Source organism: Modicisalibacter muralis (assembly GCF_900102945.1).
GTDB lineage: Bacteria > Pseudomonadota > Gammaproteobacteria > Pseudomonadales > Halomonadaceae > Modicisalibacter > Modicisalibacter muralis.
Genome location: NZ_FNGI01000001.1, coordinates 305410 through 331024, shown reverse-complemented (window position 1 = coordinate 331024; position 25615 = coordinate 305410). Strand labels below are relative to the sequence as shown.

23 protein-coding genes are annotated in these 25615 nt (G+C 60.2%); 8 read left to right on the top strand and 15 right to left on the bottom strand.

Features of this window, described 5'->3' with window-relative positions:
• Nucleotides 1-10 precede the first annotated feature (10 nt).
• Nucleotides 11-1471, bottom strand: a complete 1461-nt coding sequence (locus BLR92_RS01570) for a TolC family outer membrane protein (RefSeq protein WP_245703882.1) — start codon at nt 1469-1471, stop codon at nt 11-13.
• 428 nt (nt 1472-1899) lie between these two features.
• Here BLR92_RS01570 and BLR92_RS01565 point away from each other — a divergent pair, with 428 nt between their 5' ends.
• Entirely contained in the window at nt 1900-2196 is a 297-nt protein-coding gene (locus tag BLR92_RS01565; protein ID WP_089724840.1) for a hypothetical protein, read from the top strand.
• Nucleotides 2197-2363: 167 nt separating this feature from the next.
• On the opposite strand, the gene BLR92_RS20045 is transcribed toward BLR92_RS01565, so the two are convergent.
• The gene (locus BLR92_RS20045) at nt 2364-2741 is read right to left on the bottom strand and encodes a prepilin-type N-terminal cleavage/methylation domain-containing protein (protein WP_281242867.1); all 378 of its coding nucleotides are present in this window, start codon (nt 2739-2741) and stop codon (nt 2364-2366) included.
• Nucleotides 2742-3233: 492 nt separating this feature from the next.
• Between BLR92_RS20045 and pilB the strand changes: the two genes are divergently transcribed.
• The 6 genes from pilB (at nt 3234) to BLR92_RS01530 (ending at nt 9339) form a co-directional block, all read left to right on the top strand.
• Entirely contained in the window at nt 3234-5018 is a 1785-nt protein-coding gene (pilB, locus tag BLR92_RS01555) for a type IV-A pilus assembly ATPase PilB (RefSeq protein WP_089724837.1), read from the top strand.
• A 207-nt stretch (nt 5019-5225) separates the two neighbouring features.
• Entirely contained in the window at nt 5226-6473 is a 1248-nt protein-coding gene (locus BLR92_RS01550; RefSeq protein WP_089724835.1) for a type II secretion system F family protein, read from the top strand.
• 15 nt (nt 6474-6488) lie between these two features.
• Nucleotides 6489-7355 carry a prepilin peptidase gene (locus tag BLR92_RS01545; protein WP_089724833.1) on the top strand — a complete coding sequence of 289 codons (867 nt, stop codon included), beginning with the start codon at nt 6489-6491 and terminating at the stop codon, nt 7353-7355.
• Nucleotides 7356-7361: 6 nt separating this feature from the next.
• Nucleotides 7362-8009 carry a dephospho-CoA kinase gene (gene coaE / locus BLR92_RS01540; RefSeq protein WP_089724831.1) on the top strand — a complete coding sequence of 216 codons (648 nt, stop codon included), beginning with the start codon at nt 7362-7364 and terminating at the stop codon, nt 8007-8009.
• Nucleotides 8006-8242: a DNA gyrase inhibitor YacG gene (gene yacG / locus BLR92_RS01535; RefSeq protein WP_089724828.1), complete on the top strand. Its 237-nt coding sequence runs from the start codon at nt 8006-8008 to the stop codon at nt 8240-8242. Before coaE ends, yacG begins: the two co-directional genes overlap by 4 nt.
• A gap of 77 nt (nt 8243-8319) precedes the next feature.
• Nucleotides 8320-9339, top strand: coding sequence for a CNNM domain-containing protein (locus BLR92_RS01530; RefSeq protein WP_089724826.1), 1020 nt, complete (start codon nt 8320-8322; stop codon nt 9337-9339).
• Nucleotides 9340-9471: 132 nt separating this feature from the next.
• On the opposite strand, the gene BLR92_RS01525 is transcribed toward BLR92_RS01530, so the two are convergent.
• The 6 genes from BLR92_RS01525 to BLR92_RS01500 form a co-directional block, all read right to left on the bottom strand.
• Nucleotides 9472-9864: a hypothetical protein gene (locus tag BLR92_RS01525; protein WP_089724824.1), complete on the bottom strand. Its 393-nt coding sequence runs from the start codon at nt 9862-9864 to the stop codon at nt 9472-9474.
• Nucleotides 9851-11386: a hypothetical protein gene (locus tag BLR92_RS01520; protein ID WP_089724823.1), complete on the bottom strand. Its 1536-nt coding sequence runs from the start codon at nt 11384-11386 to the stop codon at nt 9851-9853. The genes BLR92_RS01525 and BLR92_RS01520 overlap by 14 nt, the downstream gene beginning before the upstream one ends.
• Nucleotides 11387-11484: 98 nt before the next feature.
• Nucleotides 11485-12432, bottom strand: a complete 948-nt coding sequence (locus BLR92_RS01515; protein ID WP_089724821.1) for a Nudix family hydrolase — start codon at nt 12430-12432, stop codon at nt 11485-11487.
• A gap of 25 nt (nt 12433-12457) precedes the next feature.
• A complete protein-coding gene (gene argJ, locus BLR92_RS01510; protein WP_089724819.1) occupies nt 12458-13672 on the bottom strand; it encodes a bifunctional glutamate N-acetyltransferase/amino-acid acetyltransferase ArgJ in 1215 nt (404 codons plus the stop codon).
• A gap of 204 nt (nt 13673-13876) precedes the next feature.
• Nucleotides 13877-16606, bottom strand: coding sequence for a preprotein translocase subunit SecA (secA, locus tag BLR92_RS01505; RefSeq protein ID WP_089724817.1), 2730 nt, complete (start codon nt 16604-16606; stop codon nt 13877-13879).
• An 87-nt stretch (nt 16607-16693) separates the two neighbouring features.
• Nucleotides 16694-17047 (bottom strand): hypothetical protein, encoded by a 354-nt coding sequence (locus BLR92_RS01500; RefSeq protein WP_245703879.1) that lies wholly within the window; start codon nt 17045-17047, stop codon nt 16694-16696.
• A 78-nt stretch (nt 17048-17125) separates the two neighbouring features.
• Between BLR92_RS01500 and BLR92_RS01495 the strand changes: the two genes are divergently transcribed.
• A complete protein-coding gene (locus BLR92_RS01495) occupies nt 17126-17617 on the top strand; it encodes a DUF721 domain-containing protein (protein WP_089724813.1) in 492 nt (163 codons plus the stop codon).
• 76 nt (nt 17618-17693) lie between these two features.
• On the opposite strand, the gene lpxC is transcribed toward BLR92_RS01495, so the two are convergent.
• The 7 genes from lpxC to murG form a co-directional block, all read right to left on the bottom strand.
• Nucleotides 17694-18608 carry a UDP-3-O-acyl-N-acetylglucosamine deacetylase gene (gene lpxC, locus BLR92_RS01490; RefSeq protein WP_089724811.1) on the bottom strand — a complete coding sequence of 305 codons (915 nt, stop codon included), beginning with the start codon at nt 18606-18608 and terminating at the stop codon, nt 17694-17696.
• A 116-nt stretch (nt 18609-18724) separates the two neighbouring features.
• A complete protein-coding gene (ftsZ, locus tag BLR92_RS01485; RefSeq protein ID WP_089724809.1) occupies nt 18725-19891 on the bottom strand; it encodes a cell division protein FtsZ in 1167 nt (388 codons plus the stop codon).
• Between the two features lie 37 nt (nt 19892-19928).
• Complete coding sequence (ftsA, locus tag BLR92_RS01480) at nt 19929-21215, bottom strand: cell division protein FtsA (protein ID WP_089724807.1); 1287 nt, start codon at nt 21213-21215, stop codon at nt 19929-19931.
• A 205-nt stretch (nt 21216-21420) separates the two neighbouring features.
• Entirely contained in the window at nt 21421-22143 is a 723-nt protein-coding gene (locus tag BLR92_RS01475; RefSeq protein ID WP_089724805.1) for a cell division protein FtsQ/DivIB, read from the bottom strand.
• Nucleotides 22144-22147: 4 nt separating this feature from the next.
• Complete coding sequence (locus BLR92_RS01470; RefSeq protein WP_089724803.1) at nt 22148-23068, bottom strand: D-alanine--D-alanine ligase; 921 nt, start codon at nt 23066-23068, stop codon at nt 22148-22150.
• The gene (gene murC / locus BLR92_RS01465) at nt 23065-24480 is read right to left on the bottom strand and encodes a UDP-N-acetylmuramate--L-alanine ligase (RefSeq protein ID WP_089724801.1); all 1416 of its coding nucleotides are present in this window, start codon (nt 24478-24480) and stop codon (nt 23065-23067) included. The genes BLR92_RS01470 and murC overlap by 4 nt, the downstream gene beginning before the upstream one ends.
• A gap of 28 nt (nt 24481-24508) precedes the next feature.
• The gene (gene murG / locus BLR92_RS01460) at nt 24509-25612 is read right to left on the bottom strand and encodes an undecaprenyldiphospho-muramoylpentapeptide beta-N-acetylglucosaminyltransferase (RefSeq protein ID WP_089724799.1); all 1104 of its coding nucleotides are present in this window, start codon (nt 25610-25612) and stop codon (nt 24509-24511) included.
• Between the last annotated feature and the right edge of the window lie 3 nt (nt 25613-25615).

Below are 25615 nucleotides of genomic sequence, written 5' to 3'. Positions count from 1 at the left end.
TGGTACGGCGTTACCTGTTAGCTTGCGTTGGCTCGCTCAACGAAGCCGGCAGCAGGCCAGCAGTCAGTTCATCGAGGGTGTAATGAGTCGGCGCCGGCGCCGGGCAGATGGTTTCGCCATCGATCGTCACTCCGTTGCTGCCCAGCTCCGCCAGTGTCGGCACGCCCTGGCGCGACACCTCCAGCGCCGGCAACAACTGCCCCATCGCCGCCAGTGTGCGGGCATACGCCAGTTCCAGATCGTACTGCGCATTGACGTAGGCGCGGCTGGCCTCGAAGTATTCGTTCTCGGAGTCGAGCACGTCGAGCAAGCTGCGCTCGCCGATATCGAACTGCTGCTGGTAGGCCCCGCGCACGCGACCGATCGACAAGCGGTGCTGATTGAGATACTCCAGTTGCTCGGCGATTCGGCGGGTGTCGTTATAGGCGATCATGGTGGTCTGGCGCAGGCTCACACACTCCTGCTCGCGCTGATCGATGGCCTGGCTGACCCGGTCGCTAGCGCCGCGAAACGAGGCCAGATCCGAGCCGCCACGGTACAGGTTCATGCTCGCCACCAACTCGACGGTGGTTTGATCGTAACGGCCCTGAATACCGCTTTCGTTATTGGTGCCGGTGCTGGCACGAAACTCGAGTTGCGGATGGAAAGCCGACTTGGTGCCATCGGCCTCGGCGCGCGCCGCGTTGATGTTCTCGATGGCCGCATGAAAACCGGGGTTGCCCTCATAGGCGAGATTCACCGCCTCATCGACCGAGGCGGGCAAGCGGGTGTCCAGTTGCGGCACCGGGGTCAGTTCCTCGGCCGGCAATACACCGACCAGGCGCAGATAACGCGCGCTGACATCGTGCAGATTGGCAGCTTCGGTGAGCAGATTGGACTCGGCCAACGCCAGCCGGCCGCTGATCTGTTCCAGATTCACCCGCCGCCCGGCGCCAGACTCCACGCGCTGCTCGATCTGCCGGTAAACCGTAAGGTGCTTGGCGTAGTTGTCGCGCGCCAACAATACCAACTCGCGATAGCGCTTGACGTCCTGATAGGCTTGGGTCACTTCCAGCGCCACGTCGTTGCTGGTTCCCATCACTTCGTAATAACTGACCAGCTTGGCGTGATTTAGCCGCTCCACCTCGTTGGCGATCGCCAGGCCATCCCATAGCATCTGGGTCAGCGTGATCTCGGCGAAGTCGGAATCGTAACTGCCGCGGCCATCGTCCTCGCGCGATTCACGGCCGACACCGGCGGTTACATCGATGCTTGGCAGGTAGCCGCCAAAGGCCACGTCGACGTCATGGCGCGATGCCTGAAAGCCATGCCAGCTGGCCTGCACCGAGGGATTATTGGTCACTGCGCGACTCACCGCCTCGCGCAAGGTATCCACGGCGGCGGTGTCCTGCGCCAGAGCCACGCCGGTCGTTAGCGGTGCCGCCAGCACGGCGGTTAGAATGGAAGTGCGAGCAGAGAAAGGCAGTTGCATGATTGAGTTCCCCATCTGCCCCCAGTCACCTCGTGTGCCGACGGCAAGAGGGCGACGCTGGGGAGTTATCGAACCGGTCTCGGGGCGGGCAAGCCATGGGCGCCATGCCCAGCCGGATATTGTTGTCGTAACCGTTTTATGACCATTTTGTAACTCTACGGTAACTTTATTTTATTGGGTGTGACGAAAAAAACAAGAATTTTTCCAAATCCCTCATGCGCGGGTCGTAAGCCAGGCCGTAAGGCCTTCTCGGTACACGCTGAGCGTTGTTACTGAGCGCGTCATAGATGCCTAAGAGTGGCGAACCTCGGGCTGTTAGCGCTTTATACCGGGATGTGTGGCACGTCGCTCGAGGCTACCCACTGACGAATCGAGCACGAGCATGCTATCTTCGAACGCAGACAACCCCATAGGCAGGAGAGCACGCCATGGCCAGCTCCGAAATCCAGAAGGCCCGCGTAATCAATGAGCTACGCGGCTTCATCAAGAAATTGCTGCAGGACCCACAGATTCTCGAGCTATCGCTGACGATCACGCGGCGCATTTACAAGGAAAACGAACAGACGGGGCAAAGCGAGCAGCAAGTGATGGCGAGAATCGCCAATGAGATCAGCGAGACGACCAGCGTGCATATACCTGAAGACCCAAGCGAGCACTCCGAGGCGGATACGCTGTTTCTGGAGGTATTGAAGGAGGTAGTGGGGGAAGAGCAGGCGCTTTATTGAGGGGGAAAGAAGGAAGTAGGAAGTAGGAAGTTTTAAGAGTGTCTAGCCCTGAAATAGTTTGATACCTATTTTGCCCCAAAGCGGCGAACAGAAGTATAGAAACGCGAAACCCCGCAAAAATGCGGGGTTCGTTAGCAGCCTGAGGCCGACGAGCGCCGGCCTTCAAGTTATGCAGAATCGGTCCCTCCAAGACTAACTTCTACTGTTTCTGTATTGTCAGTAGGAGTAGCTGCAATACTGCCTGCTGTAGTAGTACCAGCGCCATCATCAGTTGGGAACGTAACCGTAACAGTATCACTCTGACAGGCTTGCCACTCTATCGCGGCTTCCGCTTCTGCCTCATCCATGTCCTCAGCAATTATTACAGTTCTTGCTGATGATAGCTCAGCCAAACAAGCAGATGCCCGAGCTTCTTCTTGATATTCCGTGTATCTCGGTATCGCAATCGCTGCGAGAATGCCGATGATCGCCACCACGATCAACAGCTCGATCAGCGTAAAGCCGCTTTGCTGTCGCTTCATTGCCCTGCTTCCCAATGTCTTCATGCTCTCGCCCCCTCAGGTCCCAAGCGGTCAATCTTTTTGATGAGTCGTACGTTTACGTTTTTGCTGCGCATACCAATTTTTTGCGAAGCTATCACACTCGGCCCATGCCTACTGCTCCTGCCCAGCCCTCCATCTTCAACGCTCGCCTAGCCACTCAAGTCGTTACAGATGGTTACGCTTACCCTCTACTATCGACCGCCCTCGACAATTCTTTAGCGATAAAAAGTGAAAATTTGTCTCTCGCCGCTCATCTGTCGCTTTTAAGCGACAGTTAGCCACCTCCCCATCCCTAAATTCCTCTTAGTCATTCCAGTATGGATTTACACTAAATAACAACTTTACGGTGTGCAAGCCACTCATACCAACGCACCCTAGCGTTAACAGTCTTAAGGCTGAGCCGCTGTGTCAATACCGATTCTTGGCGCTAGACTGCTACCATGTCTTTCTAATGTCCATCTCTTGAATAACAGCAAGAGGCACCGAGCCGATTTTATGAGCGCATCGTCATCCTCCTCGTCAAGGCCTCGAGCGTCGTCGCGCTCTGAAGGCTCCTCTCCGGCATCCAGCGGAGAAGGCCTGCGCGGACTGTCGAAACGACTGGTGGACGATGGGTTGCTGAGTGGGCCTGCGGCACTGCGCGCCGAACAGGAGGCGCAGGGCAGCGAACTAACGGTGATGCAGTACGTCATCGACAACGGCATGGTGACCGCTCGCGATGCCACGCTGAGCGCAGCCTGGGAATATGGTCTGCCGCTGATCGATCTCGATGCGTTGCGGCTCGATGCGCTGCCACCGGCGCGTGAAATGCCGGAGAAGGTATTGCGCCGGCACAACATCATGCCGCTGATGCGCAGCGCGCATCGTTTGACGGTCGCAGTACCCTTCCCCTCGACGCTCGCACAACTCGATGAGCTGCAATTCGCCACCGGCTTGAATGTCGAGGGTGTGTTGGCCCCGGTCGATCAACTCGGCCCGGCGCTGGAGAACTATCTGGCTCAGGCCGATACCAACGGCATGATGGAGGAGCTCGCCGCAGGCGATGAAGGTATCGGCGATCTCGAGTTCGAGGAGGATGCCTCTCAATCCGAGGACATGGCGATCACCGCGTCGAGCGACGATGCGCCGATAGTCAAGTTCGTCAACAAGATCCTGCTCGATGCGATCCGTCGCGGTGCCTCGGACATTCACTTCGAGCCCTACGAAATCAGCTTCCGTATCCGTTTTCGTATCGATGGCATTTTGCTCGAGGTGGCGCGCCCGCCCTTCGGCATGCGCAGCCGAATCGCCGCGCGTCTCAAGGTAATGGCGCGCCTGGATATTTCCGAGCGGCGCATGCCGCAAGACGGCGCCATCAAGCTCAAGCTCTCGAAGAGCCGTTCGATCGATTTTCGCGTCAATTCGTTGCCCACCGTATACGGTGAAAAGCTCGTGCTACGCATCCTCGACCCAGCCACGGCACGCCTGGGCATCGATGTACTGGGCTTCACGACCGAACAGCGTCAGATGTACGAGAAAGCGCTGGCCGAGCCGCAGGGCATGATTCTGGTGACCGGCCCCACCGGTAGCGGCAAGACGGTCACGCTGTACACCGGCCTTAATATTCTCAACACCGCCGAGCGCAACATTCTAACCGCCGAGGACCCGGTCGAGATCAGGGTGCCAGGGGTCAACCAGGTCAACGTGCTGCCCAAGATCGGGCTGGATTTCGCCAGCGCCCTGCGCGCCTTTCTACGCCAGGACCCGGATGTCGTGATGGTCGGTGAGATTCGCGACCTGGAAACCGCCGAAATCTCGGTCAAGGCATCGCAGACCGGCCACCTGGTACTGTCCACCGTGCATACCAACTCCGCCGCCGAAACGCTGACACGGCTGCGCAACATGGGCGTGGCGCCGTTCAATATCGCCAGCTCGGTATCGTTGATCATCGCCCAGCGCTTGGCGCGCAAGCTGTGCCCACACTGCAAGCAACCGGCCGAAATACCACACGAGGCACTGCTCAAGGCAGGCTTCACGGAAGAGCAACTGCACGGCGCGACTATCTACCATCCGGTAGGCTGTAAGCAATGCACACTAGGTTATAAAGGCCGCGTGGGCATCTACGAAGTCGTGCCGATCAGCGACGAGATCAGTCAGTTGATCATGCAGGAAGGCAACTCGCTGGAGCTCGATGACGCGGCGCGCCGCGAGGGCTATCCTGACCTGCGTCGCAGTGGACTGCTAAAGGTACTTAATGGCACGACCAGTCTGGAGGAGGTTAACCGCGTCACCAAGGATTGATAAGGAACCACTGCATAAATGCCTGCACGGACTAGGCGTCCCCGACGAATCGCAGGTCACGCGGTGCTGGTGTGTCAGCCCGGTCGAGAAAAGCCTAACTGTAGCGTCAATTTATTCAGCGATTCCACAGGGCACAAATATAAAGCGCCGCCTGCGTAAATAATTTATCCACGCGGCCGATAAAATAGATAACTACAGGGAAACATCATGGCCACCACCGTAAGAAACGCTCGGCGCTATAAACCCCGCGAGCAGAACAAGCTTTATCGCTGGCGCTGGACCGGCAAGAACAGTCACGGCAAGTCGATCAGCGGCGAAGTGGTCGCCACGCACCGTGGCGAGGTAGAGCGCGAGCTTTCGGGCCAGAGCATCATCGTCAAGAACATTCGCCGCAAGAGCAGCCTGTTCGGCGGTTCGGGGCGTATCAACACGCGCGACGTGACGCTGTTCGCCCGACAGATGGCGACCATGATTCGCGCCGGGGTGCCGGTATTGCAGGCGTTCAACATCGTCGCCGAAAGCCTGCGCAATCCGGCCATGCGCAGCCTGGTGCAGAAGCTGTCTCACGATGTCGCGGCCGGTTCGAGTTTTTCCGAGGCGCTGCGCCAGCATCCGCGTTACTTCGACTCGCTGTTTGCCAATATGGTCGAAGCCGGCGAGCAGTCCGGCTCGCTGGATCGCATGCTCGAGCGCGTGGCGGCGTACAAGGAGAAGATCGAGACGCTCAAGGCACGAGTGCGCAAGGCCATGTATTACCCGGCGGCGGTGGTCGGCGTGGGTATCGGCGTTACCGCGCTGCTATTGATCAAGGTGGTGCCGCAGTTCGAGAGCCTGTTTCAGGGCTTCGGCGCCGAGTTGCCGGCGATGACCCGCATGACGATCACGCTTTCCGAAATGGCTCAGCAATATTGGCTATTCGCGCTGGGGCTGATGATCGGCGCGATACTCTTTATTCGTCAGGGCATGAAGCGCTCCGACGCTTTTACCTACCGCATGCACAAGCTGACACTGCGCATCCCGATTCTCGGCGGCATTCTCGATAAGTCCTCGGTAGCGCGCTTCTCGCGTACCCTCGCCACTACGTTCGGTGCCGGGGTGCCATTGGTGGAGTCGTTGAATACCGCCTCCGGCGCGGCCGGCAACAAGGTTTACGAACGTGCCATCGTGCAGATTCGCGAAGATGTTTCCAGCGGCCAACGCTTGAATTTCGCCATGCGCAATACGGATCTGTTTCCCGTGCTGGCGGTACAGATGGTCGGCATCGGCGAGGAAGCCGGCTCGCTGGATGCCATGCTCAATAAGGTCGCCGATTTCTACGAGGAAGAAGTCGATAACAAGGTCGATGCTCTGACTTCATTGCTCGAGCCCTTGATCATCGTCGTGCTCGGGGTGCTGGTCGGCGGTCTCGTCGTGTCCATGTATTTGCCGATCTTCGAGCTGGGCACAGCGATATAAAGAAAGGAATCTCGATTGTTCGTCGATCTACCTCCTGAGCTGCTTTGGCCGCTGACGTTTCTGCTTGGCCTGACCCTGGGTTCTTTCGCCAATGTGGTGATTGCCCGCTTGCCGGCAATGATGATGCTTCAATGGCGCACCGACGCTCGCGAGGAGCTTGGGATTCCCGAAGAATCCACCGGCACGGCACCACCCCGCATCAACCTGGTTACGCCGCGCTCGCATTGTCCGCAATGCGCCACCCCGATTGCCTGGCACGACAACATTCCATTGCTCGGGTATATCAAGCGCCGTGGCCGTTGCGCGCATTGCCATGCGTCCATCAGCGCGCATTACCCGTTGGTGGAGCTTGCCGGTGGCACGCTAACCTTGGCGGTCGTCGTCATTCATGGTGCTAGCCTCGCCAGCCTGGCATTGATTGGCTTATGCCTGACGCTATTGACGCTGGCGGTTATCGATCTGCGCACGCACCTGCTTCCCGATCTGCTGACGCTGCCGCTACTCTGGGCCGGCCTGCTCTATCAGTTGTTGTTCCAACCAGCGTTTTTGCCAAGCGCGGTTATCGGCGCAATGGCCGGTTACTTCGTGCTTTGGACATTCTATTGGCTGTTCAAGCTGATTACCGGCAAGGAGGGCATGGGCTACGGCGACTTCAAGCTGCTGGCGGCACTCGGCGCCTGGACCGGCTGGCAGATGCTGCCACTGCTGCTGGTACTTTCCGCCAGTGTCGGTGCCATCGTCGGCATTCTCGTTCAGCTCTTCGTTCCACGGCTGCGTGGCGCGCCGATGCCTTTCGGCCCTTATCTATCCATGGCCGGCTGGATTGCGGTACTCTTCGGCGTACCCTTGATGGCGATTTACCAAGCCTTTCTTTTAAGCTGATCAGATATGCCCCACCCCTTAACCATCGGCGTTACCGGCGGTATCGCCTCGGGCAAGTCGGCGGTCGCCCAAGCATTCGCCGCCCATGGCACCCCCTGGGTCGACGCCGATGATGTGGCCCGTGAGGTCGTTGAGCCCGGCGAGCCGGCGCTGGCCGAGATTGCCGAGCATTTCGGTAGCGGCGTGCTCGACGGCGAAGGGCGTCTCGACCGCCGCGCGCTGCGCGCCATCGTTTTCGCCGATGAGAGCGAGCGACGCTGGCTCGAGTCGATCACTCACCCGCGCATTCGCCAGCGTCTGATCGATCGTCTCGAGCGGATGCGTGCAAGCGCCGCGCCCTACCATCTGCTGGTGTCGCCGCTGCTGTTCGAATCGGGTCAGTACGAAATGACCGATCGCCGCCTGGTTATCGATGTGCCCGAGAGCCTGCAGATAGCCCGCATCGGCGCACGCGACGGCAGCGATGAACGCCAGGCCCGCGCCATCATAAAAGCACAAATGTCACGCAGCGAAAGGTTGGCAATGGCCGACGATGTCATCGACAATCAGGGCAGTCGCGAGGCGCTGGCCGCACAGGTCGCGAAGCTCGATGCGTACTATCGCGGGCTAGCCGCCTCATCTTGCCATTTCCGAAATGAAAACGATCCGTCATGAACGACACCGACGCTAACCAACGCCCGCTGGAAGTGGCCTGCCCACAATGTCACACCAAGGTCGCCTGGAGCGCTGAGAATCCTTACCGACCTTTCTGCTCCAAGCGTTGCCAACTTCTCGACCTGGGCGCGTGGGCCGATGAGTCGCACCGCATTGCCGGCGAGCCGGCGATGGACGAAGCCGATCTCGACGAACTGATCGATAGGCTGGAGCGTGGAGGCAGTAATACGTGACGCGGCTCTCAGTGCGAGCTTGACAAGGGTTCGCGCCCCAGTATAAATACACGCTCCACTCCTACCCGCGAGGCTCCATGATCCTTCTGGCAGTTTTTGCTCTGCTAGCCATAGCCGTGTCATTTCTCTGTTCCCTACTCGAAGCGGCTCTTCTCTCCCTGACTCCCAGCTATATTGCGCAGCTAAAGGAATCGCAACCCAGGCTGCACGACAAGCTCTATCAACTAAAAAACAATATCGACCAGCCGCTCGCGGGCATTCTGACACTCAATACCGTTGCGCATACCGTCGGCGCTACCGGGGTCGGTGCCCAGGTCGCGGTCGTGTTTGGCGAAGCGTATCTGACCATCGCCTCGGTCATCATGACGTTGGCTATCCTGTTTTTATCCGAGATCATTCCCAAGACACTCGGCGCAACCTATTGGCGGCAATTGGCCCCCGTGCTGGCGCCTTGCCTGCGGATCATGGTGTTGATACTCAAGCCTTTCATCTGGCTATCGGAATTGATCACCAATCGCATCGGCAGCGACGAAAGCAATGTCGACATGCGTGGCGAGATCAAGGCACTGGCACGAATTGGCTTGGACGAAAAGGCTCTCGACGCCGATGAAACCCGCGCCATCACCAATATTCTCAACCTGCACGACATCCGCGTGGATAGTGTCATGACCCCGCGCACCGTATGTGTCACCGTCAATCCACGGATGACGGTGAGCGAGTTCGACGCCGAACTGAGCAAATCGCCCTTCACGCGGTTCCCGGTCATGGACGGCGGCGAGCAGGCGATAGGCTATGTCCACAAGGCGGATACCTATCACGCCGACGACGATGCCACGCTCAAGTCGCTGATGCACCCGATCAACTCGGTACATGGCGAAGACAATGTCGAACAGGTTTTTGCCACGATGCAGCGCGATCGCCACCACTTGTGCGTGGTTTACGATGAATTGGGCACGTGGCTGGGGGTGATCACCATGGAAGATGTGATCGAGACGATTCTGGGCCAGGATATCGTCGACGAAACCGACAATGTCTCCAACCTACGGAAATATGCCAAGCAGCGCTGGACCAAGCGGTTGAAGAAAACGGCCGAATGAGCCGCGATACGAGGGCACGATAAGCCGTGCCCTTACAACAAGCTGTGTTACCAGGAAGGATGCTTCGTTAACCGAAGTAAACTCAGGAGTAAAGAAAAGCTAATTGTCAGGCCCGGGTAATTAATTACTCGTTCACCTTGCCTCGGGCAATAACATCATTAGAGAACCGAGAGCAAAACCTGCAATAACTAACAAGAACCAACTGGCATACAGCCAGACCAGTAGGCGCTCCAGCCACTTGGGGGGGGTATTGGCCTTGACCAGTTCTAGATCGTCCCCCCAACGTCGTTGTACGTAGCGGGTACGGGCGAACAGGATAATCATGCCGTACTCGGTCATTCGCCATATGCTCCAGGGCGGGAAGGTAAGTTGAGAACGCCCCCAGCCCATGGTCCCAACGCCATAATAGCGATCGGCTTCACCGATCTTGAACAAGGCGACAATGCAAGCAATTGCAAGAAGTGCAAGTCCAAGGACGCCAAAGAAAGTCCCAACAATAGCCAGGGCAAATTTAATCTGTTCCATGGGTTTCTTTCCCGCCGTAGATACCTCTGAACAGCATCGTGCCGAGGCCTTCCCCCACTTTTTCACCTGCCTTCTCGCCGGCTACCGCGCCTGCTACAGCGCCAACGACACCGCAGACTATCCGCCCTTGCGGGGCGAGAGATACCGCTAGGCATATTTCGGCGCCATAAGTCCCCCCGGCACTACTACCTGCGGCCGAGGCAGCCACCCGCCAAATGAGTCCGCTATATTCAACATACTTGACCCGCGTGCATTCCCGCTCCCGACCCTCGCTGCATGCTCGCTCGACTTTTGACTGCGTGGCGGCGATATCCAGACCCAACCCGACGAAAGCGCCAATACTGGTCAGCTTGGCGACCAGCGTGGTCCTGGCGATGGCTTCCGAGATGGTGGGGATTCGGAACTTGCCACCGCTGCGCGCCGTGGCGGTGCTGTGCAGTTGCTGGCGTGCTTCGATATTGATTCGCGCCTTTAATTCAGCGTGGCGGGGTAGGCGCAGCGGAACGCTCACCCAGTTGCCCATCGCCAGCTTCAGGCGCTGAGCATGTTGATCGCGCAGCGCATAAAACTCCTCGCGGGTCATGGGGTGGGTCGGATCCATGGCTTGCTGGTACAGCTTGTCGATGGCTTCAAGCGAGTCACGAACTTCCTTGATGGCACGACCGCCCGCCGTCGAGGTCACGCCGAGCACGCTCGCGGCGTTGGTAAGTGTGGAAGAATCAGCCTCCGCCGCCTCGCCGGCCAAGGCGATATCTTCAAAGACCTGCCAATGATCCATCAGCGATTGGCGTTGGGCTTCTTCAAGCGGCTGCAGGGTGCCTTGAACCTTGCGTGCCTCGGCCATCAGGAAGGCTTCTTCCTGGTGGCACTGTTGGGACCCGGGGTCGGCGAGCACCACCATGTCGCCGGGCAGAATGTAATCGCCCAGGTGCGGGTTCAGCCGCTCGAACATCGCGTCGATGGCCGGCGTCACGGTCGGGAACAGGCGTCGTTTGATCTGCTCGCGGGTGCCCGAGGTACGCACGATATGAAAGCCCGGCTCGATCAGGCTCGGCGGTTCGACGATGGGTTGCGGCGAGCGTTCGGGAATCGCCGGCGCCGAAGTGGCGGCGGGTGCGCCACTGGCTGGCCAGCGGGCATTGGCCACGTTGTTGGGTGTCAGCCCGCGCGCATTGAGTTGGGCGATTTTCCTGGCCCCGGACTCGCCCTGGTCGAATGAGGCGGACGAATTCAAGCGCCACTGGCTACCGGTCCACTCGGCGAGTGGGCTGAACGGTTGATCCATACCCAAGCCGTAAATCAGGCACACCTCGCCACGTTCCACAGCTTTCAGGATATCGCGATGTAAACGCGCCTTGTCGATCGACAGCGAATCACCCAACGCCTGATTGAGCCGGTTAAGCTCGCTGTTCGACATGTGGCCATCGTCGAGCAAACGGGCGACCTTGCTGACGGCGAAAAATGGCGACTCGGTATACGGCAGCTCGACGTCCTTAACGTCGTACCATCGCTTGAGGGGCATAGTGGTTCCTTTCACATATGCTAAATTATTCTTTTGGATGAAAGGACGCTATCCACTCCCTCATGAAATGTCAAAAAATGGATTATGTTTGACTGTGCCTACTTCCAGAAATCGCGAATCGAGGCGATGCCTTGGGCGCCGACGGCGCGTGCATGGTTGGCGTCGTGACGGGTCATGCCGCCGAGAGCGAACACCGGCATGCCCGCCGGTTCGACGAGTTGTTGGAAGTCATGCCAACCCAGCGGCTCTGCATCGGGGTGGGTCGGCGTGGTACGCAGCGGTGATAGCGTCACGAAATCGCAGCCAATGCGCGCGGCCTGCTCCAGTTGTGCGCGGTCGTGGGTCGACCCCGACAGCCACTTGCCTTCGGCGATGGGCCGGCGCTCCAGCGTCATCAGCCGGTCGCTGGTGAGGTGAATCCCATCGGCGTCGACTCGCTCGAGCAGCTCAGGCTCAGCATTGAGCAGCAGTCGCACGTTATACTCCCGACACAATGCCAGGGCCTTTTCGGCGCGCGCGATATAGGCCGCTTCGTCGAGGCGTTTGGCGCGCAGTTGCACCAGACGAACGCCGTCTTCTTTCAATGCGCGCTCGAGCTTGGTCAAAAAGACCGCGTCGTCGTCTTCCTCGGCACTGATCAGGTATTCGGTGGGCAGCATCACCGCGCGCAGGATCGGCAAATTGGCGGCAGGGAACGGATAACTGAACAGCTCGTCGAGCGCTACCCAGCGTACCGCCTGCCCTTCCCGACCGTAGGCTTCACCACTGAAACCATGCACCTGCCAGACATCGAGCAGCACATGCTTGTTAGGGTACTCGTGATGCACGCGAATCAACGGCTGGGCACGTTCGATGGTCAGTCCCAGTTCTTCATGCAGTTCGCGCTTGAGCGCCTCGAAGCCGGTCTCGAATGGCGCCAGCTTGCCACCGGGAAACTCCCACAGCCCGCCCTGATCGACGTTGGAAGGACGCCGGGCAAGCAACACCTGCTGACCGTCACTGCTGAAGATGGCGGCGGCCGCCACATGTACCCTTCGTTTGATCATGTTGCTAAACACCCTTTCAACGGATTCAGCTTCTGTAGTCGGCATTGATAGACACGTAATCGTGCGATAGGTCCGATGTCCACACCGTGGCCCCGCCGTCGCCTCGCCCCAGCGCGATGCGAATCACGATGTCCTCGCGAGCCATGACCGCGCTACCGGCCGCTTCGCTGTAGCCCGCCGCACGTCCGCCATTTTCCACCAGACGCACCTCGCCGAGATCGATAACCACTCGCTCGACGTCGAAATCCTCCACTGGCGCACGACCCACCGCCGCCAGGATGCGTCCCCAATTGGCATCACAGGCGTACAACGCGGTCTTGACCAATGGCGAATGCGCCACGGTAAACGCCACGTCCAGCGCCTCCTGACGCGAGCGTGCTTCGCTCACCTCGAGGGTGACGAATTTGGTCGCCCCCTCGCCATCGCGGATGATGGCCTGGGCCAGTTGCATCAGCACCTCGTCGAGCGCACCGCGCAGCGCCGCTACGTCGGCGTCGCTTACGACCCGCGCGCCACGCCCGGTGGCGATCAGCATGCAGGCATCGTTGGTCGAAGTATCACTGTCGACGGTAATGCAATTGAACGAGCGATTCACCGATTCGCGCAGCAACGCTTCGAGCAGCGGCTGGTCGATACCGGCGTCAGTGGCGACGAAGGCCAGCATGGTGGCCATGTTGGGCTTGATCATGCCCGAGCCCTTACTGATGCCATTCACGCTAACCGTTGCACCGGCGATTTCACAGCTTGCCGTGGCGCCCTTGATACGTGTATCGGTGGTAAGAATGCCTTGTGCCGCATATTGCCAGGCAAGGTGCGAGTCATCGAGGCTAGCCAGCGCCTCGGGCAAGCCGGTGCGGATACGCTCGACCGGCAGCGGCTCGCCGATCACCCCGGTGGAGAACGGCAGAACCGTCTCGGCCGGGGCGCCGGCCAGTTCGCCCAGCGCCTGGCAACAGCTTTCGGCATCGCGCATGCCGCCATCGCCGGTACCGGCATTGGCATTGCCGGTATTGATCAGCAAAAAACGTGTCCGCTCCTGGGCGAGATGGCGTTTGGCGACATGCACCGGCGCGGCACAGAAGGCATTGCGCGTGAAGGTGCCGGCGACACTGGCCCCCTCGACAATCTCGATGACCACAAGATCGCGGCGGTCGGGCTTGCTGATACCCGCCTTGGACGTACCCAGCCGAATGCCATCGATCATTGGCATCTCGGGAAAAATCGCCTCGCCTACCGCCATCGCCCTTCTCCTGATTACTCATTCATCATCTTAGAATCGCTGGATAAATAGCCGAGCGGAATGAAGCGGGCGCCGCTGCGTGGCAAGGCGCACGGAGCGCAGAAGACGAGACATAACATGAGTTAGGCGAGTCTCGACCGGGCTGGCGCTCCAGCACCGCGCAACGCAGCAATTCGTCTGCGTAGGCATTTATACAGTGGTTCCTTAGTTAAGCTTGCCGTGGCACTGCTTGTACTTCTTACCCGACCCACACGGGCAGGGATCGTTGCGCCCGACCTTGGGCCCTTCGCGACGCACGGTCTGGCGAGCCGCCGCTTCGGCCTCACCATCGACTTCACTGGTCGCTTCCTCGCGGGCGGAATCCTCGCGGGTCTGCGTGGCGGCGGCTTTCTCGCGCTCCAGGCTATCGCGACGCTTACGCTCGAGTTCTTCGACTTCTTCCTGACGACGCACCTGAACGTGGCTGAGTATCCGCGTCACGTCGTGCTTGATGTTGCTCAACAGGCCCTGAAACAGCTCGAAGGCTTCGCGCTTGTATTCCTGCTTGGGGTTCTTCTGCGCATAACCGCGCAGGTGGATACCCCGGCGCAGGTGATCCATGGACTGCAGGTGTTCCTTCCAGCGGGTATCGAGCACCTGAAGCATGACCTGCTTCTCGAAACGGCGCATCAGTTCTTCGCCGACCGCCTCGACCTTGGCCGCGTATATCTCGCGATGCTGAGCCTGCAAGCGCTCACGCAGCGCTTCCTCGTGGAAATTGTTGTCCTCTTCGGCCCACTGGGTCAGCGGCGCATCGAGGTTGAACTCGGTCTTGAGATACTGTTGCAAGCCTTCCAGATCCCATTGCTCGGGCAGACTCTGCGGCGGCACGAAATCGTTGATGGCTTCGTCGAGCATCTCATCGCGAATACCGGCGATGTTGGCGGAGATTTCGTCGGCACCCAGGATCTCGTCGCGCTGCTCGTAAATCACCCGGCGTTGATCGTTGGCGACATCGTCGTACTCCAGCAATTGCTTGCGGATATCGAAATTGCGCCCCTCGACCTTCTTCTGCGCCCGCTCGACGGCGTTGGACACCATCTTGTGCTCAATGGCCTCACCACGCTCGAGCCCCAGGGCGCCCATCAGGCGTTGCACGCGATCGGAGCCGAACAGGCGCATCAGGCTGTCTTCCAGCGACAGGAAGAAGCGTGTCGAACCGGGGTCACCCTGACGCCCGGCACGCCCGCGTAGCTGATTGTCGATGCGCCGCGACTCATGACGCTCGGAACCAATCACATGCAGGCCGCCAGCGGCCAGTACCGCGTCGTGGCGGCTTTGCCACTCGGCCTTGGCGGCGTCGATTTGCTCCTGGCTCGGATCGTCGAGCTTGGCGACTTCGGCCTCCCAGTTACCACCGAGCACGATATCGGTGCCGCGACCGGCCATATTGGTGGCAATGGTAATAGCGCCCGGCTGCCCGGCTTGAGCGATGATCTCGGCTTCGCTCTGGTGCTGCTTGGCGTTGAGCACATTATGCGGAATGCTCGCCTGCTTCATCAGCCCCGACAGCAGTTCGGAAGTCTCGATCGACGCGGTACCCACCAGAATCGGTCGACCGGCTTCACGCTGAACCTTGACGTCCTCGATGATCGCCTCGAATTTCTCCTCGGACGAGAGATACACCAGGTCGTTGTAATCGGTACGCGCGATCGGCTTGTTGGTGGGAATGACCGCGACATCGAGGCCGTAAATCTGGCGGAACTCGAAGGCTTCGGTATCGGCGGTGCCGGTCATCCCGGCAAGCTTCTCGTAGAGTCGGAAGTAATTCTGGAAGGTCGTCGAAGCCAGCGTCTGGCTTTCTTTCTGGATCGCCACGCCCTCCTTGGCCTCGACCGCCTGGTGCAGGCCTTCGGACCAGCGACGCCCGGGCATGCTACGCCCGGTATGTTCGTCGACAATGATCACCTCGCCGTTGGCGACGATGTAATCGACGTCGCGATGGAACAGGTGGCGCGCGCGCAGCGCCGAATGCATATGATGCAAGAGCCCCAGATTTTGCGCGGCATATAGCGAGTCGTCCCCCGCCAGCAATTCCTGGCGACGCATCAGTTCCTCGACCGTATGGTGGCCATCCTCGGTCAGTTCGACCTGCTTCTGTTTCTCGTCGAGGATGAAATCACCGCTCGCCGGGTCCTCTTCGTCCTCGCAACGCTTGAGCTCGGTAGCCAGGCGGTCGATGACCTTGTAAAGATCGGTGTTTTCCTCGACCGGGCCGGAGATGATCAACGGCGTGCGCGCTTCATCGATGAGAATCGAATCGACCTCATCGACGATGGCGTAATGCAAATCGCGCTGCACCTTGTCTTGCAGCGCGAAGGCCATGTTGTCGCGCAGGTAATCGAAGCCGTATTCGTTATTGGTGCCATACGTGATATCGCAGGCATAGGCTTCGCGCTTCTGCTGTGTCGTTTGCCCCGAGAAGATCACCCCGACGCTGAGGCCGAGATATTCGTAAAGCGGACGCATCCACTCGGCATCGCGCCTGGCCAGGTAATCGTTGACGGTGACGACATGCACGCCCTTGCCAGGCAACGCATTGAGATAAACCGCCAGCGTCGCGACCAGCGTCTTGCCTTCGCCAGTTTTCATTTCCGAGATGCGCCCGCGATGCAGGGTTATCCCACCGACGAGCTGCACGTCGAAGTGGCGCATGCCCATGACCCGACCGCTCGCTTCGCGCACCGTGGCGAAGGCTTCGGGGAGTAGCTTGTCAAGGGTCTCGCCCCCTCGCAGACGCTCGCGAAACTGTTCGGTACGTGCCTGGAGATCGGCGTCGGAGAGGTCCTTGAGCTCTTCCCCGAACTTATTGATCTCGCCGACCTGCTTGCCCATACGTTTGACTTCGCGATCGTTCTTGGAGCCGACCAGTTTGCGTAACACGGTATTAAGCATGTGATGTCCAAAATCCGAATAGTCCTGCAGACAGGGCAAACCATTGCCACCCCGCCACGATTGGCGTATTGACCGGCACCGACCGGTTCAGGCTAGCCATGGCGGTGGGCCACGCCGATTCAGGACATCATGGTCTGCACAGGGAGCGCCGCTGGCCGGACGACAGTGTGCCCGCGTTCTGGGGCGCAAGCGGGACCGGCGTCGCGGCAGGCAGCGCCAGACCTTGCGCCGTGCCACGCGTCGCGATTCGGCACGAATCGCCTCGGGTGCCATCAGGCAAATTTGCGTCAGGCGCTCGGCCAGGCGCAGCGCCTCGGCTTGAACCAGCGCAGCCGGCAACAGACAACCCACCAGCAGTCCGGCCAGCCACCACGAGCGGGCGCGGCGGCGCGAGGCACGGGCCTCGGCGGGCGGCATGGCGCAGGGGGGCGCTGACGACATCACGCAAGTCATGCTGTAGGAGGGCTCCCGGGCATGGTAGATTGAGCTATTGAAGCCAGTAAGTTTGCAGGCAAGCCCATGAGTATAAAGGCTAAGCGTTTCCGCGCCCAGCCCATGACCGCACTACTGGAAGACGGCTCTCGCGGCTCGGGAGAGCTGGGCAGCTTGATGCGCATGGCGCGCCTGATCGAGCATGCCCAGCGCCACCTTCGCGAGCACCTGCCGGAAGAAGTGCGCGAGCATGTGTTCGTGGGTGGCTATCGCCAGGGCAAACTGACCTTGATCACCGATCGGGCCGTGTGGCTGACCTGGCTGCGCTACGAGCAGCCCCGCTTGCTCGCCTTGCTGAAACAGCTACCCGAGTTCACGGCGGTAATGGGCTTCACCCTCAAGGTGCGCCCGGTCAGCCCGCTCAAGATTCCTCCTCGTCAGACCCGCTCGTTATCGTCGCGAGCCGCCGATGAGATATCGAGCTGCGCGGCCGATACCGACGACCCTGCCCTCAAGCGCTCACTGGAGCGCCTGGCCGCCCACGCCGAGACAGACGCCGAAAAAAACGACCAGACATGAAAAACGCCAACCCAAGGGTTGGCGTCAATAGCTGGCTTGCCCACTGCCTTCATGCCAAAGCAGTCATTCGAAAACGTTACATCGCCATGGCGGGCGCCGCATACGAGATTGGCGCCTTCTGGGACGCTTCCTCGAAGGTGACGACTTCCCAGGCATCACGGTTGGCCAACATCGCGCGACACAATTGATTGTTCAGCGCATGGCCGGACTTCACGCCACGGAACTCGCCAATCAGGCTGAAACCAAGCTGGTAAAGATCGCCAATGGCATCGAGCACCTTGTGCTTGACGAACTCATCCTCGTAACGCAATCCGCCTTCATTCACGATGCGGTAATCGTCGACCACGATGGCGTTGTCGAGACTGCCACCCAGCGCCAGGTTCTGCGAACGCAGAAACTCCAGGTCGCGCATGAAACCGAAGGTACGCGCCCGCGACACTTCCTTGACGAACGATGTCGTCGAGAAATCGACACTGGCGGTCTGTTTCTGCTGATCGAACACCGGGTGATCGAAATCGATCGAGAACGACACCTTGAAGCCATTGTGCGGTAGGAAGACAGCTTCCTTGTCACCTTCACGCACGACGATTTCGCGCTTGATGCGAATGAACTTCTTGGGTGCGTCCTGTTCTTCGATGCCAGCGGACTGAATCAGGAACACGAAGGGGCCGGCGCTGCCATCCATGATCGGCACCTCGGGGGCGCTGACCTCGACGAAGGCGTTGTCGATACCCAGGCCGGCAAAGGCCGACATCAGGTGTTCCACGGTCGCCACCTTGGCACCACCGCTGGACAGGGCAGTACACAGCGTGGTGTCGGTGACGTTCTCGGCGCGGGCGGCAATGCGCACTTCGGGGTCAAGGTCGGTACGCACGAAGATGATGCCGGTATTGACCGGCGCCGGACGCAGCGTCAGATAGACCTTTTCACCGGAGTGCAAACCAACGCCGGTGGCGCGCATGGTGTTCTTGAGAGTACGTTGTTTGATCATGGGCAAAGGGGCCAGACTGTCATATAAGAGTTGTCAAACAGTGTTCACTATAACATCGAACGGCTGTTTAGACAAAAAATGTCATCTGGCAATCCCTATGCCCGCAATAGCCCGACTCAATCGGCTTGGCGACGCAAGAAGGCCGGGATATCCAGATAGTCGTCGAGTTCCTGAGCCTTGCGCTTGTCCTGACGCGCTCGGGCCGCATTTTCCTGCTCGGTTTTGGCCGCCTGCTGTCGCATCACCGTCGGCTGCTGCAGCTTGCGATAATCGGTCGACTCGGGACGCGTGGCGGTTTCGCGTACCGTGGCGGGCTTTTCCGCGCGGCCATCGAGACCGGCGGCCACCACCGTAACGCGCAACTCATCGGTCATTTCCATATCGATGGAGGTACCGACCACGATCGTCGCATCCTGGGAAGCGAACTCCTGCACGGTGGCACCGACATCATTGAACTCGCCAATCGACAGATCGGGGCCGGCCGTGATGTTGACCAGAATGCCGCGCGCGCCATGCAGATCGATATCCTCGAGCAGCGGGCTGCGAATGGCCTTCTCGGCGGCTTCGCGAGCACGGTTCTCGCCGGTAGCGCCACCGGAACCCATCATCGCCATACCCATCTCGGACATCACGGTACGCACGTCGGCAAAGTCGACGTTGATGATACCGGGGCTGGTAATCAGCTCGGCGATACCCTGCACCGCACCCAACAGCACGTCGTTGGCCGCGCTGAAGGCCGTCAACAGGCTGGCGCTCTTGCCCAGCACCGCGAGCAGTTTCTCGTTGGGGATGGTGATCAGCGAGTCGACATGCTCGGAGAGCTCACGCATGCCCTCTTCGGCGGCACGCATGCGCTTGGGACCCTCGAAGGGGAACGGGCGGGTCACTACCGCCACGGTCAGGATACCCAACTCCTTGGCGATCTGAGCCACAACGGGCGCCCCGCCGGTACCGGTGCCACCGCCCATACCGGCGGTGATGAACACCATGTCGGCACCCTGCAGCAGTTCGGCGATGCGCTCGCGATCCTCCATGGCCGCCTGGCGACCGACCTCCGGACTGGCACCCGCGCCGAGCCCCTTGGTGATTTCGCTACCTAGTTGAAGGACGGTCTTGGCGGCCACGCGCTTGAGCGCCTGGGCATCGGTATTGGCGCAGATGAACTCGACGCCTTCGATGTTGCTTTCGACCATGTGATTGACGGCATTGCCGCCGCCGCCGCCAACGCCAATCACCTTGATGACCGCGCTGCTGGAAGGTGCGTTATCTACCAGTTCGAACATTGCCCCGTCTCCTGTGGCCGCGTTTATGCGACCCCTGTCAGAAATTTCCTTTAAACCAGCCTTTGACCCGTTCCAGCGTCGAACTACCGTCCTTGGGGACACGCCGCGAGACCTCTTCTCTTTCTCTACGGGGCTGGGCGGCTACCACACGACCATTGCCATGGCCGTGTTTGGCTTCGCGCATACCATAGAGTAGCAAACCCACCCCCGTAGAATAAATTGGGTTGCGTACCACATCGGCCAGCCCACGGACATTCTGCGGACAGGCGATGCGCACCGGCATGTGGAAGATTTCCTCGGCCAGCTCGACCACGCCTTCCATGCGTGACGTGCCTCCGGTGAGTACCACGCCAGCGGCGACCAGATCCTCGTAACCGCTGCGCCGGAGTTCCTCGCGTACCAGCGTAAACAGCTCCTCGTAGCGTGGCTCGACCACTTCGGCCAGCGCCTGCCGCGACAGATCGCGGGACGGGCGGTCGCCCACACTGGGAACCTTTATCATTTCATCGCTCGAGGCCAATTGAGTCAGTGCGCAAGCGTACTTGACCTTGATGTCCTCGGCATATTGGGTGGGCGTGCGCAACGCCATGGCGATGTCGTTGGTGACCTGATCGCCGGCAATCGGAATCACCGCCGTGTGACGAATGGCGCCTTCGGTAAACACCGCGATATCAGTGGTACCGCCGCCGATATCGACCATGCATACGCCCAGTTCACGCTCGTCTTCGGTCAACACCGCATGACTCGAGGCGATCTGCTCGAGAATAATGGCGTCCACTTCCAGGCCACAGCGACGCACGCATTTTTCAATGTTCTGTACCGCATTGAGCGCGGCGGTAACCAGATGAACCCGCGCTTCGAGTCGCACGCCGGACATACCCAGTGGCTCGCGAATACCCTCCTGGGTATCGATAGCGAACTCCTGCGGCAGAACATGCAAAATGCGTTGCCCTTCCGAAATAGCGCGAGCACGCGCCGAATCGATGACACGATCGATATCCGAAGGAGTGACTTCGCGATCCTTGATCGCCACTACGCCATCGGAGTTCATCGAACTAATATGGCTGCCGGCTACGCCGACATAGACGGAATGAATATCGCAGCCGGCCATCAACTCGGCTTCCTCTACCGCGCGTTGAATCGATTGCACGGTGGACTCGATATTGATGACCACACCTTTCTTCATGCCGCGCGAGGGATGGGAACCAATCCCGGCGATCTCTATGCCACCATCATCGGTGGGTTGGCCGACGATCGCCACGACCTTGGATGTTCCGATATCCAGCCCGACTACCATATTGGAAGCATTGGATTGTCCAGCCATGGGTCGGGATCACTCCTCATTCTTCACTAAGTTAGAATCCATTTATCGAAGTAATAAAGTATTGGGCCAATTATAGGAACAACTGCGGTTGATTCACCAGCCCAATAACAAAACAAACCTCACAATACGGGTATTTTTTAATGAAAGAAACACCCATATCTCTTTACTGGCGGGGGCTAGCGGGAAAAAAACCAGGCAATACACGTTAACTATCGAATATCTGCGCTTCAGTTTCGCCATGCCAGGCAACGGCCACGCCATTGGGATAACGCAAATCTATGTAGCGGATTCGCGACGCGCGGGATCCGAGTTCACGTTTCCATGCCGCCATGAATCGTGCCAAGCGCGGTTCACGCTGGTTGCGACCGAGCATGACCCAAACGCTGTCATTGACCTGAAAACGCCAGGCGCCGCGGTCTTCAAGGCGCAACTGGGTCACTTCGAGCCCCAACTCGGCCAGCCGTGGGCGAAGCCGGTCGAGCAATGCCAATACCTCGGGACCGCTGCCTTCGGGACCGGCCAGGTCGGGCAAATCCCCAGAGACTGTCACTTCACCGCGACGGAAGGGTTTACCGCGAGTATTAAGCAATAAATCATCGTTCCAGCGCGCCACCGGTTGCTGTTCGAAAAGCCGGAATGTCAGGGCATTTGGCCAGCGCCTCGAAACACTCACCTCGGATAACCAATCGATGCCACGCGCCTGCTCGCGCAATTCATCCAGGTCCACCGACAGCCAACGCAAATCGCGCACCATGGGAGCGAGTTTCTCGCGAAGATAGTCGGCGCTGACATACTCCAGATCGCCGCGTATAGAAACGCGCTCGATGGGCCGGTCGAGCCATAGCCACAGCGCGCGCCCACCGGCAACCAGTAGCACCAACAGCAGCACCAGGCCCAGGACCGAGCTGCGTGTTCCGGGCTGCGCCATACGCTCAGGGCTCCAATGACGTATCGAGAATGCGCAGTACCAGGGCATCGAAATCGAGCCCCGCATGCGCCGCTGACTGAGGCACCAGGCTGTGATCGGTCATGCCCGGCACGGTATTGACCTCGAGCAACCAGAATTGCCCGGTCGCGTCGCGCATCACGTCCACGCGGCCCCATCCACGCCCGCCGACAGCAGTGAAAGCATGGCGGCAAAGCGCTCCCAACTCGGCCTCCTGCTCGGCTGCAAGACCGCAAGGAAGATGATAAAGCGTGGTATTGGAATGGTACTTGGCTTCGTAGTCGTAAAAGCCACTGGGCACCTCGACGCGAATCGCCGGCAATACCTCGTCGCCAAGCAGCGACACGGTATATTCATCGCCCTTGATGAAGCGTTCGGCCATCACCGCCGCGTCGAAACGCGCCGCCTCGCGATAGGCGGATTCCAGCGACTCGCGATCGGCAACGATGCTGATACCCAGCGTTGACCCTTCATGAACCGGCTTGACCACCAGCGGCAGACCCAACTGCTCGGTGACCGCCGACCAATCGCTATCCGGCCCCAGCATGATGCTCGCCGGGGTCGGCAACGCCAGGGCCTGCCAGAGCTGCTTGCAACGCTGCTTGTCCATGCCCAGCGCCGAGGCCAGCACGCCACTGCCGGTGTAAGGGATCTTCAACAACTCGAGCGCGCCTTGCAGCGTGCCGTCCTCACCGCCGCGACCATGCAAGGCAATGAAGACACGATCCGGCGCCAGCGCCTCGAGCCCGGTCAGGCCACCGGCGGCCAGATCATAGCCGCGCGCATCGACACCGCTACGCTTGAGCGCCGCCAGTATCGCCGCCCCACTGACCAGCGAGACCTCTCGCTCCGCCGAATCGCCGCCATAAAGCACTACCACCCGGCCATAATCGCTGGGGTCATTCATAACACCACCTCATCGAACTGTAGCCGGCAGGCGGCCAGCGCTAGAGAAATACCACCGACATCACCGGCGCCTTGGGTAATCAGGATATCGCCATCGCGCAGCACATTGGACAGCAAGCGTGGCAACTCGCCCTTGCTCTCTGCAAACAGTGGATCGACCTGGCCGCGCTGACGAATGGAGCCCGCCAGGGTGCGCCCTTCGGCACCGGGGATGGGTGCCTCGCCGGCGCTATAGACATCCAACAGCAACAACAGATCGACCCCCGACAGCACGCGCACGAAGTCCTCGTAAAGATCGTGGGTGCGCGAGTAACGGTGGGGTTGATAGACCATGACCAGTCGTCGCTTCGGCCAACCGGCACGCACCGCGCGAATCACCATTTCGACCTCGCGCGGGTGATGGCCGTAGTCGTCGACCAACATCACCTTGCCCTGCCGGCCATGCGGTAGCGGAAACTCGCCATGCACCTGGAAGCGGCGTCCCACGCCGGCGAAGCCGGCCAGGCCACGCAGGATGGCATCGTCGGCGATGCCCGCATCGGTCGCCACGGCAATCGCCGCCAGGGCGTTCTGGGCGTTGTGCTCACCGGGCATGGCCAGACGTACCGCCAACGGTGCGTGCCCGTCGGGGCGCAAGGCCGTGAAGCGGATCTCGCCGCCCTCCTGAACGAAGTCGCTGATGCGATAATCGGCATCGTCGCTGAAGCCGTAACTGACGAACTGCCGCTGCACTCTTGGCAACAGGCCGCGCACGTTAGCATCGTCCAGGCACAGGATCGCCAGACCATAAAACGGCAGGTTGTGCAAAAACTCGACGAAGGTGTCCTTGAGCCGGACGAAATCGCCGGCGTAGGTCGACATGTGATCGGCATCGATATTGGTGACGATCGATACCATCGGCTGCAAATGCAGGAAGGAGGCATCGGACTCATCGGCCTCGGCGACCAGGTAATCGCCCTCGCCCAGGCGCGCGTTAGTGCCCGCGCTGGTCAGCTTGCCGCCGATCACGAAGGTCGGGTCGAGCCCGCCCTCGGCCAGCAGCGTCGCGGTCAGGCTGGTCGTCGTGGTCTTGCCGTGCGTGCCGGCCACGGCGATACCGTGGCGAAAACGCATCAGCTCGGCGAGCATCTCGGCGCGACGCACCACCGGCACGCGATGCTCACGAGCCCAGGCGATTTCGGGATTGTCATGATCGACCGCCGTGGAAACCACCACCACATCGGCGCCTTCGGCATTGATCGCGTCGTGACCGATGGCGATACGAATGCCGCAATCGCGCAGATGTGCGGTGACCGTGGACTCCTTGAGATCACTGCCGCTGACTCGATAGCCCTGATTGGCCAGCACTTCGGCGATACCGCACATGCCGGCGCCACCAATGCCCACGAAATGAATGTTCAGGATACGGCGCATGCCCAGGCCAGGTACGGGAGGAAGTTTGCTAGTGCTCAAAAGCAGTCTCCATACAGCCCGCCACCAGACACTCGACGGCGTCGAGATGGGCGCAGGCGCGCGCGGCGCTGGCCATGGTGGCAAGACATTCAGGGTCGAGCACGGCGTCCAGCGTCTCGGCCAGAGACGTCGCGTTCAGTGTGTTCTGGGGGATCAATCGCGCCGCGCCGGCATCGACCAGATGACCGGCATTGACCGTCTGATGATCGTCGACGGCATGCGGAAAAGGCACCAACAGCGACGGCTTGGCGGCGGCGGCGAGTTCGGCGACAGTCAAGGCGCCGGCACGGCACACCACCAGATCGGCCCAAGCGTAGGCGGCGGCCATGTCATCGATGAAATCGCTGACCTCGGCCTCGACACCCGCCGCTCGATAGCCTTCGCGAGTGACGTCTTCCTTGTCGCGCCCGGCCTGATGACGAACCTCGGGGCGCGAGGCTTCGGGCAGGCGAGTCAGGGCTTCGGGCAGGCGCTGGTTGAGCGCCACGGCACCCAGCGACCCGCCGACCACCAATAACCGCAAGCGCCGGCCTTGCATCTCGGCCGCCTGGCGCGGGCATTCGCCGAGCGTGGCGATTTCCTCGCGCACCGGGTTGCCGATGACGATCTCGCGATGCGCCTTGCCGGCTTTTCTGAAGGCACCGGGAAAAGCGGCGTACACTCGCTTGGCCAGCCGCGACAGGGCCTGATTGGTCATGCCGGCCACGGCGTTCTGCTCGTGAATGATCAGCGGCCGGCGGGTCAGCCAGGCGGCCAGACCACCGGGACCGCTGGCGAAACCGCCCAGCCCCACCACCAGTTGCGGATCGAAGGTTTCGATCACTTGCCGCGCCCGCAATACGGCACGCGCCAGCCGCCATGGCGCAGCCAGCCAGCCAGCCATGCCATTGCCACGCAACCCGGCGATATCGATGCGATGCAACACGATGCCCGCGGCGGGCACCAAACGGTTCTCGATGCCGCGCGGACTACCCAACCACTCGACGCTGACGCCCCGAGTCGCCAAGCCGCGTGCCAGCGACAGAGCAGGAATCACGTGCCCGCCGGTACCGCCGGCCATGATCAGCACTCTGCGTCCTTGAGAGGATTTCATGGC

Coding starts and splice junctions, on each gene's coding strand:
- secA (WP_089724817.1), bottom strand. CDS start 16,606: ATGCTTAATACCGTGTTACGCAAACTGGTCGGCTCCAAGAACGATCGC.
- BLR92_RS01525 (WP_089724824.1), bottom strand. CDS start 9,864: ATGGAACAGATTAAATTTGCCCTGGCTATTGTTGGGACTTTCTTTGGC.
- BLR92_RS01515 (WP_089724821.1), bottom strand. CDS start 12,432: ATGATCAAACGAAGGGTACATGTGGCGGCCGCCGCCATCTTCAGCAGT.
- BLR92_RS01520 (WP_089724823.1), bottom strand. CDS start 11,386: ATGCCCCTCAAGCGATGGTACGACGTTAAGGACGTCGAGCTGCCGTAT.
- BLR92_RS20045 (WP_281242867.1), bottom strand. CDS start 2,741: ATGAAGACATTGGGAAGCAGGGCAATGAAGCGACAGCAAAGCGGCTTT.
- BLR92_RS01475 (WP_089724805.1), bottom strand. CDS start 22,143: ATGGCGCAGCCCGGAACACGCAGCTCGGTCCTGGGCCTGGTGCTGCTG.
- ftsZ (WP_089724809.1), bottom strand. CDS start 19,891: ATGTTCGAACTGGTAGATAACGCACCTTCCAGCAGCGCGGTCATCAAG.
- argJ (WP_089724819.1), bottom strand. CDS start 13,672: ATGGCGGTAGGCGAGGCGATTTTTCCCGAGATGCCAATGATCGATGGC.
- BLR92_RS01470 (WP_089724803.1), bottom strand. CDS start 23,068: ATGAATGACCCCAGCGATTATGGCCGGGTGGTAGTGCTTTATGGCGGC.
- lpxC (WP_089724811.1), bottom strand. CDS start 18,608: ATGATCAAACAACGTACTCTCAAGAACACCATGCGCGCCACCGGCGTT.
- coaE (WP_089724831.1), top strand. CDS start 7,362: ATGCCCCACCCCTTAACCATCGGCGTTACCGGCGGTATCGCCTCGGGC.
- murC (WP_089724801.1), bottom strand. CDS start 24,480: ATGCGCCGTATCCTGAACATTCATTTCGTGGGCATTGGTGGCGCCGGC.
- BLR92_RS01570 (WP_245703882.1), bottom strand. CDS start 1,471: ATGCAACTGCCTTTCTCTGCTCGCACTTCCATTCTAACCGCCGTGCTG.
- yacG (WP_089724828.1), top strand. CDS start 8,006: ATGAACGACACCGACGCTAACCAACGCCCGCTGGAAGTGGCCTGCCCA.
- BLR92_RS01530 (WP_089724826.1), top strand. CDS start 8,320: ATGATCCTTCTGGCAGTTTTTGCTCTGCTAGCCATAGCCGTGTCATTT.
- pilB (WP_089724837.1), top strand. CDS start 3,234: ATGAGCGCATCGTCATCCTCCTCGTCAAGGCCTCGAGCGTCGTCGCGC.
- BLR92_RS01565 (WP_089724840.1), top strand. CDS start 1,900: ATGGCCAGCTCCGAAATCCAGAAGGCCCGCGTAATCAATGAGCTACGC.
- BLR92_RS01550 (WP_089724835.1), top strand. CDS start 5,226: ATGGCCACCACCGTAAGAAACGCTCGGCGCTATAAACCCCGCGAGCAG.
- ftsA (WP_089724807.1), bottom strand. CDS start 21,215: ATGGCTGGACAATCCAATGCTTCCAATATGGTAGTCGGGCTGGATATC.
- BLR92_RS01495 (WP_089724813.1), top strand. CDS start 17,126: ATGAGTATAAAGGCTAAGCGTTTCCGCGCCCAGCCCATGACCGCACTA.
- BLR92_RS01500 (WP_245703879.1), bottom strand. CDS start 17,047: ATGTCGTCAGCGCCCCCCTGCGCCATGCCGCCCGCCGAGGCCCGTGCC.
- murG (WP_089724799.1), bottom strand. CDS start 25,612: ATGAAATCCTCTCAAGGACGCAGAGTGCTGATCATGGCCGGCGGTACC.